The sequence below is a fragment of the Pseudomonas sp. SHLD1 genome, assembly GCF_028640935.1.
Lineage (GTDB): Bacteria > Pseudomonadota > Gammaproteobacteria > Pseudomonadales > Pseudomonadaceae > Chryseomonas > Chryseomonas aestiva.
Genome location: NZ_JAQZAD010000014.1, coordinates 354257 through 367285 on the forward strand (window position 1 = coordinate 354257; position 13029 = coordinate 367285).

The 13029-nt window shown below is 66.3% G+C and carries 10 protein-coding genes; 5 read left to right on the top strand and 5 right to left on the bottom strand.

The window, feature by feature from the left end; all coding sequences use genetic code 11:
• Positions 1–332 precede the first annotated feature (332 nt).
• Positions 333–2666 (bottom strand): DNA polymerase II, encoded by a 2334-nt coding sequence (locus PVZ77_RS12235; protein WP_273806650.1) that lies wholly within the window; start codon positions 2664–2666, stop codon positions 333–335.
• Positions 2667–2875: 209 nt separating this feature from the next.
• Between PVZ77_RS12235 and PVZ77_RS12240 the strand changes: the two genes are divergently transcribed.
• Together PVZ77_RS12240 and PVZ77_RS12245 are read left to right on the top strand one after the other, a co-directional pair.
• On the top strand, positions 2876–3568 hold the full coding sequence (locus tag PVZ77_RS12240; RefSeq protein WP_273806651.1) for a 3'-5' exonuclease: 693 nt from the start codon (positions 2876–2878) through the stop codon (positions 3566–3568).
• A 94-nt stretch (positions 3569–3662) separates the two neighbouring features.
• Positions 3663–4706, top strand: a complete 1044-nt coding sequence (locus PVZ77_RS12245) for a zinc-dependent alcohol dehydrogenase family protein (protein ID WP_273806652.1) — start codon at positions 3663–3665, stop codon at positions 4704–4706.
• 6 nt (positions 4707–4712) lie between these two features.
• Here the strand turns inward: PVZ77_RS12245 and PVZ77_RS12250 are convergent, their stop codons facing one another.
• Entirely contained in the window at positions 4713–5204 is a 492-nt protein-coding gene (locus PVZ77_RS12250; protein WP_178083908.1) for a hypothetical protein, read from the bottom strand.
• A 400-nt stretch (positions 5205–5604) separates the two neighbouring features.
• Between PVZ77_RS12250 and PVZ77_RS12255 the strand changes: the two genes are divergently transcribed.
• Positions 5605–6624 (top strand): branched-chain amino acid aminotransferase, encoded by a 1020-nt coding sequence (locus PVZ77_RS12255; RefSeq protein ID WP_273806653.1) that lies wholly within the window; start codon positions 5605–5607, stop codon positions 6622–6624.
• A 985-nt stretch (positions 6625–7609) separates the two neighbouring features.
• Here the strand turns inward: PVZ77_RS12255 and PVZ77_RS12260 are convergent.
• The 3 genes from PVZ77_RS12260 to PVZ77_RS12270 form a co-directional block, all read right to left on the bottom strand.
• Positions 7610–8173: a DedA family protein gene (locus tag PVZ77_RS12260; protein ID WP_273806654.1), complete on the bottom strand. Its 564-nt coding sequence runs from the start codon at positions 8171–8173 to the stop codon at positions 7610–7612.
• A gap of 9 nt (positions 8174–8182) precedes the next feature.
• Positions 8183–9289 (bottom strand): calcium:proton antiporter, encoded by a 1107-nt coding sequence (locus tag PVZ77_RS12265; RefSeq protein WP_017638648.1) that lies wholly within the window; start codon positions 9287–9289, stop codon positions 8183–8185.
• A 106-nt stretch (positions 9290–9395) separates the two neighbouring features.
• Positions 9396–10496, bottom strand: coding sequence for an acyltransferase family protein (locus PVZ77_RS12270; protein ID WP_273806655.1), 1101 nt, complete (start codon positions 10494–10496; stop codon positions 9396–9398).
• 228 nt (positions 10497–10724) lie between these two features.
• Between PVZ77_RS12270 and PVZ77_RS12275 the strand changes: the two genes are divergently transcribed.
• Together PVZ77_RS12275 and hisN are read left to right on the top strand one after the other, a co-directional pair.
• Positions 10725–11675 carry an adenosine deaminase gene (locus tag PVZ77_RS12275; RefSeq protein ID WP_273806656.1) on the top strand — a complete coding sequence of 317 codons (951 nt, stop codon included), beginning with the start codon at positions 10725–10727 and terminating at the stop codon, positions 11673–11675.
• A gap of 2 nt (positions 11676–11677) precedes the next feature.
• Complete coding sequence (gene hisN / locus PVZ77_RS12280; protein ID WP_273806657.1) at positions 11678–12484, top strand: histidinol-phosphatase; 807 nt, start codon at positions 11678–11680, stop codon at positions 12482–12484.
• The last annotated feature ends 545 nt before the right edge of the window (positions 12485–13029 follow it).

Consider the following 13029-nt stretch of genomic DNA (forward strand, 5'->3'; position numbering starts at 1 on the left):
CGTCTGCACATCCACAAGAAATCGTGATCGCCGCGTCCGCACCGATCCTGGCACGCCACCTATCCTTCCCACGGAAAAGACCTGTCGCCGGCCGGAGTATAACGAGCCCAGGCCGGGAGAGCGGGCATCATCCAGCAGTGAGACTGACCGACGGCCGCACCGCCTGAGTGGGACTGGCGCGTGCAGGGCAAGTGCGGGCGAAGCGCGGGACAGCCTGGGCGAGCCGGGATTTTGTTGGATTCGCAGCGCGCTCGGCCTCGCCGCCGAGCGCGCGTGGAGGAGGCCAGGCCGTCATCCGCCCTAAACGGCAACCGCCCCCTCTCCAGACCGCGCTAGAACAACCCCATCTGCCGATCCAGCAACCGATCGAAACGATCGCCAACGAAGGGCAGGATGGCGTCGGCCACCGGGGCCAGCTGGCGCTGCACATAGTGGTCGTAGTCCGGCGGCGCATGGGGCAGTTCGACCGGTTCGGCGCCGGCGATGGTGATCAGGTAGCTGATCCAGCCGCCGCGGCGAAAGCGGCTGCGGCGTCCCAGGCGGGCGTTTTCCGCCTCCAGCAGCCGCGCCGCGCGGACCTGGGGCGAGAGGTTGCTCTGGTACTCCTCCAGCGGCCGGCGCAGGCGCTTGCGATAGACCAGCAGGTCGTCGAAGTCGCCGGCGCGGGTCTGGGCGACGAAGTCACGCACATAGTCCTCGTGGGGCTGGCCGGTGAAGATGCGCAGATACAGTTCGCGCTGGAAGCGCTGGGCCAGCGGCGACCAGTCGCTGCGTACCGTCTCCAGGCCCTTGAACACCAGTTCCGGCTGACCATCGGCACCGGGTCGCAGCCCGGCGTATCTTTTCTTGCTGCCCTCCTCCGCGCCGCGGATGGTGGGCATGAGAAAGCGGCTGAAGTGGGTCTCGTACTGCAGCTCCAGATGGCTTTCCAGTCCCAGCTCGACCTGCAGCTGCTCGCGCCAGTGGGCGTTGACCGCCGCCACCAGGTCGCGACCGATGCGCTCGGCCTCGGCTTCGGCCTGGGCGCGCCCGAGCCAGACGAAGGTGGAGTCGGTATCGCCATAGATCACCCGATGACCGCGCGCCTCGATCAGCTCGCGGGTCTGGTGCATCACCGCGTGGCCGCGCAGGGTGATGGACGAGGCCAGGCGGTGATCGAAGAAGCGGCAGTGCGGGGTGCCCAGCACGCCATAGAAGCTGTTCATGATGATCTTCAGCGCCTGGGCCAGGGGCGCGTTGCCGGCGCGCTTGGCGGCGTCGCGCCCCTCCCAGACCCGCGCCACCATCTCCGGCAGGCAGTGCCGGGTGCGATGGTAGCGCGCGCCGCGAAAGCCCGGCACCGTCTCGCCCTCGGGCAGCGCCAGGCCCTCCACCAGGCCCACCGGATCGATGAGAAAGGTGCGGATCAGCGAGGGATAGAGGCTCTTGTAGTCCAGCACCAGCACCGAGTCGTAGAGCCCGGGCCGGGAATCCATGACGAAACCGCCGGGGCTGGCCTCGGGCGGCTGGGCACCGAGATTGGGCGCGACGAAACCCTGGCGGTGCATCAGCGGCAGATAGAGGTGGTAGAAGGCGGCGATGGAGGCGCCGTGACGCTCCAGCGGCAGACCGGTGACACTGGCCCGCTCCAGCAGGAAACGCAGCAGCCCGGTCTTGGCGAAGATCCGCGTGACCAGTTCGCAATCCACCAGGTTGTAGCGCGCCAGGGCGCTCTTCTCGCCGGCGAACATGCGGTTGATCGAGGCCATGCGGTCGTGGGGATTGTCGATGGCCTTGCCCTCGCCCAGCAGGCTGCGGCTGACGTTCTCCAGGCTGTAGGAGGGAAACACCCAGGTCGCCGCCTTGAGCGCCTCCACCCCGTCGATGATTGGCCGTCCGGCCAGCAGGGCGTGGAAGGGCCGGCCCTGGCCGCCCGGTTCGTAGCGATCGTCCTCGGCGGCGCCACGGCCCAGGTGCAGCGGCACAGCCAGTTTGCGCGCGTGCTCGTGGAGCACGCGGATGTCGAACTGCAGCACGCTCCAGCCAATGATGACGTCAGGATCATGGCGCGCCATCCAGGCGTTGAGGCGTTCGAGCAGCGTGGCGCGGTCGGCGACGTATTCCAGGTCGAAGTCCACCGCGGCGTCTTCGCCGGTGGGGGGACCGAGCATGTACACCTGGCGCTGGCCGCAGCCGTGCAGGCCGATGCTGTAGAGCTCGCCGCGCTCGCTGGTCTCGATGTCCAGCGACAGGGTGCGCAGCGTGGGGCGATAGTCGGGATCGGGCCGCAGGGGCGCGCCGTCGGCGGTGGGCAGCGTCACCGGCGCGGTGATGAAGCGTTCCATGAGAAAGCGATCTGCCGGGGCGATGTCCGCCTCGTAGACGTCGATGCCGGCGGCGGGGAGACGCTGCTCCAGTTCGCGCAGGGTGCGATAGCGCGGCGCATAGAGCCCCAGGACGGGGCGCCGCTGGAAGTCCTGCAGCGCCAGCTCGCGGATCTCCACCCCGGCCGGCAACAGGCGCTCGATGTCCGCCCGTCGCGCGGCCGGGGCGAAGGCCACCGCCTGCTGCGCCGGCACCCGCAGCTGGTGCGGACCGTTATCGGTGGCGAACCAGAACACCAGCTCCATCCCGGTGGAAGTCTCGCGCCAGAGGCGTGTCAGCAAGAAACCCTGGACGGCGGCCAAAGCAATGGCACTCCTCGACATGGATGAAGCGCCCATTCTCGCAAGGCCAGCCGGTACCGGCGACCTCGGCGCGCCAGGTGGTCCGCTCGTCGCCCCCGCCGAACGGCCTGTGTCCTGTGGCGATGATCTTGCATCGAATGCCCACACCCGTCGTAGAGCCGACTTGTCGGCTGTTGGGCGCATCCTTGGTTATAGCTGTCAGGCCGTGTATGAATCCGTTGTCGTCGTCTTTTTCCAGCGCTGTCCCACCCCGCTACAACGCCCAGCAAGCACGGGTGCGCGAGCAGGCGCGTCGCTGGCTGGAGCAGGACGTCCTGGTGCTGGATACCGAGGCGACCGGGCTGGGCGAGGATGCCCAGCTGATCGAGGTGGCGGTCATGACCCTCAGCGGCCGGGTGCTGCTCGATACCCTGGTCCGCCCGAGCATCGCCGTACCGCGCGAGGCGACCCTGATCCACGGTCTGACCGATGCCCACCTGGCCCAGGCGCCACGCTTTCCCGAGGTGTTCGCCGGCCTCTGGCCCCTGCTGCAGGGCCGCACCGTGCTGGCCTATGGCATGGCCTTCGACTATCGCCTGCTGGCCCACAATGCCCGCCGCCACGGCCAGGCCCTGCCGCCGGAACTGGAGCGCGAGACGCCACCGGTACAACTGGTGGATGGCACCCGTCTGCACTGCCTGATGCAGCTCTATGCGCACTTCTGGCAGGAGCCGAGTCTGGACAGCCGCAGCCAGGACGGCTGGCGCCGCAAGTCCCTGGCCATGGCCGCGCGCCAGCAAGGCGTCGCCGTGCAGGAAACCCATCGCGCCCTGCCCGATTGCCGGCTCAAGGCCGCCCTGGTGCAAGCGCTGGGTGACGAGGCGCCGGCTACCTGGAGCGGGCTGCAGGCCCTGGCGGGCTAGTCGAGCGGCGGTCCGCCGGCAACACCGGCACGCAGACAGGCTAGATTCGTGCGGCTTGCCATACTGGAGGCATCATCCAGCCCGAGGCCCCGCCATGAAAGCCGTCGTCTATGAAGCCTTTTCCGCGCCACCCCGCCTGACCACGGTCGCGGACCCCACCCCCGAGCCCCACGGCGTCGTGCTCAAGGTCATGGCCACCGGCGTCTGCCGCAGCGACTGGCACGGCTGGGTCGGTCATGACAGCGACATCGAGCTGCCCCATGTGCCGGGCCACGAACTGGCCGGGGTGGTCGAGGCGGTGGGCAGGGACGTGACACTCTGGCGCATCGGCGACCGGGTGACGGTGCCCTTCGTCGGTGGCTGCGGCGCCTGTCCTCAGTGCCATGCCGGCCACCAGCAGGTCTGCGACCACCAGTTCCAGCCCGGCTTCACCCACTGGGGGTCCTTCGCTCAGTACGTCGGCATCCACCAGGCCGATCTCAATCTGGTCGCCTTGCCCGAGCAGCTGGACTTCGCCACGGCGGCCAGTCTCGGCTGTCGCTTCGTGACGGCCTTTCGTGCGGTGGTCGATCAGGGCCGGGTCAGCGCCGGCCAGTGGGTGGCAGTGCACGGCTGCGGCGGCGTCGGCCTCTCGGCGATCATGATCGCCCGCGCCCTGGGCGCCCAGGTGGTGGCCATCGACATCACCGCCGACAAGCTGGCCTTGGCGCGTCGTCTCGGCGCGGTGGCGACGCTGGATGCCACCCAGGTGGCCAACGTGCCCGAGGCGGTGCAGGAGCTCACCGGTGGCGGTGCGCACGTCTCCCTCGACGCCCTGGGGCATCCCACCACCTGCTGCAACTCCATTGCCAGCCTGCGCAAGCGCGGCAGGCACGTCCAGGTCGGGCTGCTGCTGGATGACCAGGCGACCCCGGCGCTGCCGATGAATCTGGTGATCGCCCGGGAACTGGAGATCCTTGGCAGCCACGGCATGCAGGCCCATCGCTACGACGTGCTGATGGCCATGCTGCGCCAGGGCACCCTGGCACCGGAGCAACTGATCGGCCGCGAGATCAGCCTGGCCGAATCCGGCGCGGCGCTGATGCACATGGACACATTCGCAGGCACCGGAGTGACTGTCATCACCCGCTTCGACTAGCCCCGGCTAATCCGCCTCCGCCGCCTGCAATACCCAGCGCAGGCCCTGCAGGTCCTCGGCGGTCAGGGTTTCGCGCAGGCGACAAAGGCGATAGTGAACGCGGGTGTTCATGGCCACCCACTCCAGATCCTGGCGAGTGGGTTGGGCGACGAAGTATTCGCCGTAGCGCTCGTCCAGCCCGGCCATGCGGTACTGGCCCTTGAGCGGCAGGTAGATCTGGCCGTTCATCTCCCAGCGACTGGCGCTGCAGCCATTGAAGCGCACCTTGTCGCCAAAGGTGGAGAGCTGGGTGCGGAAATCGGTGGTGGCGTTGCCGGCACTGGTCTTGAACTGGCTGGCAATGACGCTGAAGACGATGCCTTCCGGCGAGGGCGCGCCTCGCCATTCGATGACCCGGCGATTGAGCGCCGCGTCGAATCCATCGGTGAAGATACCGGCGGCCTGCGCCGTGAGCGTTGGCAGGGTCAAGGCACCCAGCAACGCCATCATTGTTTTCAAAACGAGCTCCTGGTGATGACCCCACCCTCCAGCCTGAGGCAGCAGGCCGAGGCGGCAAAGGGCCAGCTTCAGACTTTGGAGACCCGATTGGCTGAAAGGTGCCCCCAGCGGTCCGGATAAGCGGTATCTTTCACACTCTAGGCTCTGTACGAAAAGTGCCTGCGCTAGGTGATGCTGCGTTAAAAATCAGCTCGGAATGCTCATTTACCACTCGTAAGCTCGTTCGCGAGCCCGGTCCGCTTCCTCGCCGATTCTTGCCTTGCCTGACCTTCGCTCGGCGACTTTTCATACAGAACCTAGCGACGAGCCCGCCTCGTCCACCCCTTGAACCGTCGCCGGCGAGGCGTACGGCCCGACCACGAAACGACCGGCCACGCGCCGGAGAGCACTGCGAGGATTTATGAGCGCTGCGGACATCGATTGGAAGACCCTCGGTTTCGACTACATCAAGACCGACTTCCGCTATATCGCCACCTATCGCAACGGCAGCTGGGGACCCGGCGAGCTGACTCGCGACAACCAGTTGCACATCAGCGAAGGCTCCACGGCCATCCACTACGGCCAGCAGTGCTTCGAAGGCCTCAAGGCCTATCGCTGCCAGGACGGCTCTATCAACCTGTTCCGTCCCGATCGCAACGCCGCGCGCATGCACAGGAGCTGCGCCCGCCTGCTGATGCCGCCGGTCCCCACCGAGATGTTCATCGACGCCTGCCAGCAGGTGGTCAAGGCCAACGAGGCCTGGATCCCGCCGTACGGCACCGGTGGCGCCTTCTACCTGCGTCCCTTCGTCATCGGTGTCGGTGACAACATCGGCGTGCGTACCGCCCCCGAGTTCCACTTCGTGGTATTCGGCATCCCGGTCGGCGCCTACTTCAAGGGCGGCATGACCCCGCACAACTTCGTGATCTCCGGCTACGACCGCGCCGCGCCCCAGGGCACCGGTGCCGCCAAGGTCGGCGGCAACTACGCCGCCAGCCTGATGCCCGGCGCCCAGGCCAAGGCCGAAGGCTTTGCCGACTGCATCTACCTGGACCCCCTGACCCATAGCAAGATCGAGGAAGTCGGTTCGGCCAACTTCTTCGCCATCACCGGCGACGGCAAGTTCGTCACCCCGCGCTCCGAATCGGTGCTGCCGGGCGTGACCCGCATGTCGCTGATGGACCTGGCGCGCGAGCGGCTGAATCTGGAAGTGGTCGAGGGCGATGTCCATATCGACCAGCTCGACCAGTTCGTCGAAGCCGGCGCCTGTGGCACGGCGGCGGTCATCACCCCCATCGGCGGCATCCAGTACGGCGAGAAGCTGCATGTCTTCCACAGTCTGACCGACGTCGGCCCGGTGACGCGCAAGCTCTACGAGGAACTGACCGGTATCCAGACCGGCGACAAGCCGGCGCCCGAGGGTTGGATCGTCAAGGTCTGACGTGGGGGTTGGCTTGGTTTGAAGAAGGCGCCTCAGGGCGCCTTTTTTGTTGGAGAAGGGGTTGGCGGTAGGTTGGGTTGAGCGCAAGCGAAGCCCAATGCTACGGTGCTACAGGCTTGGCTTTGTCGGTGCCTTGGCTGCTTATCGAGTGCTTTGACGGTTTTGATTTCGCCCACCCGGGCGAGTCACTTTTGCCAGTCGCGGCTGCGCGCCCCGGACAAAAGTAACCAAAAACGCTTGCCCCGGACATCCGGCCCTACGCTGCGCTCCGGGTGATTCGCTGCGCTCACCCTTCGGGCCAGCCTGCGGCTGTTACTCCGCTTCGCTACGTTTCACTCACGCCAGCGCCGTTCCGGGGTCGGTCCAGATGGGCCGTCCATGGCCCACTGGACCTCTCGCCGCATCCATGCGGCTCGACCCACTCCACGACGCTGGCGTTCGCCCTGCTGAACGGGGCGATTCGCGTGCCTGATGCCTTGGGTGCAAACCGGTAGTGTGGACAACGGCGCAGCCTTGTCCACGCGTTAAGCGTTACTCCCTCAGTGGAAAACGCTACGCGGTTTTCCACGCTACAACCTGTGAACACCCAAGTATCAGGCTTGCGCCCCGTCCCCGTCAGTGAGGCCGAGTGCAGGCGTTGCGTAGGGGGATGCGAGGCAGGACGCCGAGCAAGGCGCGAGGGGCAGGAGGCCCCTTCGTGCCGTGCCCCCGGAGCGGCGCCGGAGCAAGGGAAACGTAGCGAAGCGGAGTAACAGCCGCAGGCTGGCCCGAAGGGTGAGCGAAGCGAATCACCCGGAGCGCAGCGAAGGGCCGAAACGTGGGGACAAGCGTTTTTGGTTACTTTTTTGGCGTTTGAAAAAAGTGACTCGCCCGGGTGGGCGAAACAGAAACCATCAGCAAACCACGATAATCAGCCAGTACAGCAGCTCAAACCCAAAGCCTTGGGCTTCGCTTACGCTCAACCCAACCTACACAACCACCTCCCCTACACCCTCTCCCGCCGCCGCAGGATGGCGCGGGCGCCGATGAACAGTACCGCCACGCAGATCGCCGCCGCAAAGAACCACCGCTTCGACACATGATGCTCGGCGAAGAAATCCCGCAAGATCTCGCCCACCGCATAACCGATGCCGGTCATGAAGAAGCCCCAGAGCAGCGCGCCGATGATGTTGAAGAACAGGAAGCGCCGCGGGCGTACGCCGCTGGCGCCGATCAGCAGCGGGCCGATCAGGCGGAAGCCGTAGGCGAAGCGGATGCCGATGATCCACAGTGCCTCGTGGCGATGGATGCGGCTGCGCAGCCAGTCGATGCGCGCCTGCTGGCGCTTGAAGCGACCGAGGATGCGGTCGCCGTAGCGCCGCCCGAGAAAGAACAGCGTCTGGTCACCGATGAAGCCGCCCAGGGCCACGCAAACGGCCGTGAGCGGATACAGCAGGTAGCCGTGGCGGGCGGCGATGCCGACCAGGATGGCCACGCCATCGCCCTCGATGAGGGCGCCCAGGACGGCGGCTCCGTAGCCGTAGTTGCTGATGACCTCGCTGTCGATCATGGCGCGTCCCTAGAGACCGAGAATGGTCAGCATGATGAAGGTGCCGAACAGCACGAAGTGGGTCATGCCCTCGATGGCGTTGGTCTCGCCGTCGTTGAGGTTGATGGCGGCGACGATCAGGGTCACGGCCATCATCACCGTCTGCACCGGGGTCATGGCCATCTGGATCGGCTGGCCGTTGTACAGGGCGATGGCTTCCACCACCGGCACGGTGAGGATCACGGTGGACAGGCTGGCACCCAGGGCGATGTTGATCACCGACTGCATGCGATTGGCCATGGCCGCGCGCAGGGCGGTGAGGATCTCGGGGCTGGCGGAGATCACCGCCACCACCAGCGCGGGGACCAGCGCCGGCACGGCCAGGCCTTCCAGCCCGGTATCCAGCGACTTGGACATCACCTCGGCCAGCGCCCCGGTGGCGACGATGCCGACGATCAGCATGGCGATGGACAGGGTGGCGCTGCTTTCACCATGGCCAGCGGTGGCGGCTTCGCCCTCGACCGCCGGACGCTTGCGCTTCTTGTCCGGGTAGTTGTAGCTGAAGAAATAGCTGTGCGGGCCGGTCTGCATGCGCAGGAACAGGGTATAGAGCAGCGCCATGGCGCCGATGGTGAAGAAGGAATAGACGTGCCACTGGGCCGAGGGGATGAATTCCGGCACCAGCATGGAGATGCTCACCGCGGTGATGATCATCACCCCGTAGCTGCGGCTGGAGTCGTCGTTGTAGGGCTGCTCGCCGTGCTTGAGGCCACCGAGCAGCGCGGCCAGGCCAATGATGCCGTTCATGTCCAGCATCACCGCGGCATAGATGGTGTCGCGGGCCAGGGTCGGCGAGTGGTCGTGGCTCATCATGATCGCCAGGATGATCACCTCCACCAGCACGGCGGAGAGGGTCAGGATCATGGTGCCATAGGGATCGCCAACCTTCTCCGCCAGCAGTTCGGCGTGATGGGCCACGCGCATGGCCGCGCAGATGATGGCGGCGATCAGACCGCCTGCCGCGATCAGCGCCAGGGTCTGGCCACCGCCGAGCAGGGCGTGTTCGAACACATAGGCCAGCACCGTGGCGCCGATGGCGACCAGCAGCAGGGTTTCGTCTTTGAGGGCGGCAAGCATGGAAAGGGGCGTCCTTGGTTGAGCAATGCCTTGTTACGACCGCCGTAGACGGTAAAACGCTCGCACCTTGATACAGCCCTGACCTGATCGCCCGCGCGGCCGCTCCTCAGCCCACCCGGGGGCGCGGCGCCAGGCGCTTCCACACCGCCTTGGTGCCCGTGGCGCAGGCCTGGCGATAGCCCAGGGCATGGCGCTCCACCAGGAACCAGGAGACCACCGCCAACGGCAGGGTGATGCCGATCGAGAGCAGCACCAGGGTCCAGGCCTCGATGCCGGGGATCACCGCCGCCAGGGTCTGCTGCACCGGGAAGGAATAGATGTAGAGCCCGTAGGAATAGTCGCCCACCTCGTTGAAGGCGCGGATGCGCCCGCCCGGGACGAAGGCGAGGTAGAGCAGCACGTAGCCCAGCGTCAGGTTGTAGACCAGGAAGAAGCTGTCACGGTCGGGGGTGGCCACCGCCAGCAGTGCCACGGCGGCGGCGAACAGCGCGCGCGACAGGGGAATGTAGCCGCGCAGCACATAGAAGGCGCCCCCCAGAAAGAACATCTGGAACAGCCGCAGCAGGTGCGATTCGCTGGCGAAGAAGTAATAGGCGAACAGCTTGAACAGGACCGCGCCCGCGGCGAACAGCAGGATGGCCCGCTGGAAGTGCCGGCTGTCCAGGCGCAGCCAGAGCACGGCCAGCCACAGCAGCGCCAGGGCGCCGTACATCCCCACCTCGAAGGGCAGCGTCCACAGCGAACCATTGACGATGGTCTGCAGCGGATTGCCCTCGAACAGCCCGGGCAGGTCGAATTCGGCGCCGGCGATCAGCCCGGTGTTCTTCAGCAGATAGAACCAGGTCTGGGGATCGCTCAGATAATCCTGCAGCGGTGCCCGGGTCAGCCAGGCGCCGAGGCCGAGCACTGTCAGCATCAGCATCACCAGCAACCCTGGCACCACGCGCAGGGCGCGGCCCCAGACGAAGTCGATGATGTCGGCGCGGCTGAGCAGACTCTTGGTGACCAGGAAACCGCTGGTGATGAAGAAGATGTCGACCGCGATGTCGCCGAGGGTCATGCCCAGGCTCTCGCGTCCGGGTTCCGCCGTGGCGGTGCCACTGGAGATGGCGAAACTGTGGCTGAAGACCACGGCGAGCGCCGCGATCATGCGAATCAGATTGAGATTGTTGTTCTTGCCGCCAACGTAATCCTGAACGGTCTGCACGGATACCTCACGTCTGGTGTTTGGAGCCATGCGTCCCGATTGTAGTCAGATCCGGACCCAATGCAGGCGTTATGGCCTTTTGCTGGCCCAAAGCGTGGAATGCTGGGAATTTCTAACCGACGAAGCCACCGTACATCGGTCAGCGGGAACCCGGATGCCTGCGGAAAACCCGGCAAAGCGTGCGACAATCGTCCATCTTTTTCCGATTCAAGCTATCCCGAGGCTCCCATGTACGACTGGCTCAACGCCCTGCCCAAGGCCGAACTGCACCTGCACCTGGAAGGCACCCTGGAGCCCGAGCTGCTGTTCAAGCTGGCCGAGCGCCATGGCGTCGCCCTGCCCTGGGGCGATGTCGAAGCCCTGCGCGCCGCCTACAACTTCGGCAACCTGCAGGAATTCCTCGACCTCTATTACGCCGGTGCCGACGTGCTGCGCACCGAGCAGGACTTCTACGACCTGACCTGGGCCTATCTGCTCAAGTGCAAGGAACAGAACGTCATCCACACCGAGCCCTTCTTCGATCCCCAGACCCACACCGATCGCGGCGTTCCCATCGAGGTGGTGGTGCGCGGCATCACCCAGGCGCTGAGCGACGGCGAGCGGCAGCTGGGCGTGACCAGCGGGCTGATCCTGAGCTTTCTGCGGCACCTGTCCGAAGACGCCGCCCAGGCCACCCTGGACCAGGCACTGCCGTTCCGCGACCACTTCGTCGCCGTCGGCCTGGACAGCTCGGAAAAGGGTCATCCGCCGAGCAAGTTCAAGCGCGTCTTCGCCCGCGCCCGTGCCGAAGGCTTTCCGGCCGTGGCCCACGCCGGCGAGGAAGGTCCGCCGGAATACATCTGGGAAGCCCTCGACCAGCTCGGCGTGGTGCGGATCGACCACGGCGTGCGCGCCTTCGAGGACGAGCGGCTGATGGCCCGTCTGGTCGACCAGCAGATCCCGCTCACCGTCTGCCCGCTGTCCAACACCAAACTCTGCGTGTTCGACGACATGAGCCAGCACACCATCCTCAAGATGCTCGACCGCGGCCTCAAGGTCACCGTCAACTCGGACGACCCGGCCTATTTCGGCGGCTACGTCACCGAGAACTTCATGGCCCTGCACGAAGGCCTGGGCATGACCCAGGAGCAGGCCCGGCGCCTGGCGCAGAACAGCCTCGACGCCCGCCTGGTGAAATGAGCATGACCCTGACCGCTGCCGAGATTTCCTACTACGAACGCTTCGCCGAGCGCCTGGCCGACGCCGCCGCCGTGGCCATCCAGCCCTACTTCCGCGCCCAGCTGGCGGTGGACGACAAGGGCGACGCGGCCATCGCCGGCCGCCGCTACGACCCGGTGACCATCGCCGACAAGGCCGCCGAGCGGGCCATGCGCGAACTCATCCAGGCCGAGCACCCGGATCACGGCATCCTCGGTGAGGAAGAGGAGAACGTCGCCGGCAGCAGTCCCCTGAGCTGGGTGCTGGACCCCATCGACGGCACCCGCGCCTTCATCACCGGCCTGCCGCTGTGGGGCACCCTGGTGGCGCTCAACGACGGCAGCCGTCCGGTGATCGGGGTGATGAACCAGCCCTTCACCGGCGAGCGCTACCTGGGTACCCCCGCCGGCGCCTGGCGCAACGGCGCGGCCCTGCGCACCCGCGCCTGCGCCAACCTGGCCCAGGCTCGGCTGATGTGCACCAGCCGCGACATCTTCGACACCCCCGAGCGCCTGGCCGCCTTCGACGCCGTGGCCGCCGAGGTGCAGCTGGCCCGCTTCGGCGGCGACTGCTACGCCTACTGCATGCTGGCCTCGGGCTTCGTCGACGTCATCATCGAAGCGGGCCTGCAGCCCTACGACGTCCAGGCACTGATCCCCATCATCGAAGGCGCCGGCGGCCGCATGACCGCCTGGGATGGCGGCGATGCCCAGCAAGGCGGCGCCATCCTCGCCTGTGGCGATCCAGGGTTGCATGCGCAGTTGGTGGAAAGGTTGAAGCACCTGGCGTAGGACGCCTGCTTTCTTAGATTCGGTTGAGCGGAGCGAAGCCCAACACTGCCCCCTGCTCGAACTAGGCACGTTGGGCCCCAATGATAGAGCCGTCTCGATCCGAGCTAGGCGACTGCAACGTAGGTTGGGTTGAGCGCAGCGAAGCCCAACATTATGTGTGCGTCAGGTCTGGCTTATGGGTGTTCTGGCTGCATATCGAGTGCGTTGATGGTTTTTGTTTCGCCCACCCGGGCGAGTCACTTTTGCCAATCGCGGCTGCGCGCCCCGGACTACGCGTCCCGGACAAAAGTAACCAAAAACGCTTGCCCCACCATCCGGCCCTCCGCTGCGCTCCGGGTGATTCGCTGCGCTCACCCTTCGGGCCAGACTGCGGCTGTTACTCCGCTTCGCTACGTTTCGCTCACACCAGTGCCGTTCCGGGGTCGGCCTACACGGGCCGTCCATGGCCCGTTAGGCCTCCTGAACGGGGCGATTCGCCAGCCTGAACGTATTGGTTGAAGAACCGTAAGCGGTCGTAGCGTGGACAACGGCGCAGCCTTGTCCAC

What these genes read in the sequence shown, in the direction of transcription:
- PVZ77_RS12240 (WP_273806651.1), top strand. Translation starts at nt 2,876, where the DNA reads ATGAATCCGTTGTCGTCGTCTTTTTCCAGCGCTGTCCCACCCCGCTAC.
- hisN (WP_273806657.1), top strand. Translation starts at nt 11,678, where the DNA reads ATGACCCTGACCGCTGCCGAGATTTCCTACTACGAACGCTTCGCCGAG.
- PVZ77_RS12260 (WP_273806654.1), bottom strand. Translation starts at nt 8,173, where the DNA reads ATGATCGACAGCGAGGTCATCAGCAACTACGGCTACGGAGCCGCCGTC.
- PVZ77_RS12255 (WP_273806653.1), top strand. Translation starts at nt 5,605, where the DNA reads ATGAGCGCTGCGGACATCGATTGGAAGACCCTCGGTTTCGACTACATC.
- PVZ77_RS12245 (WP_273806652.1), top strand. Translation starts at nt 3,663, where the DNA reads ATGAAAGCCGTCGTCTATGAAGCCTTTTCCGCGCCACCCCGCCTGACC.
- PVZ77_RS12275 (WP_273806656.1), top strand. Translation starts at nt 10,725, where the DNA reads ATGTACGACTGGCTCAACGCCCTGCCCAAGGCCGAACTGCACCTGCAC.
- PVZ77_RS12265 (WP_017638648.1), bottom strand. Translation starts at nt 9,289, where the DNA reads ATGCTTGCCGCCCTCAAAGACGAAACCCTGCTGCTGGTCGCCATCGGC.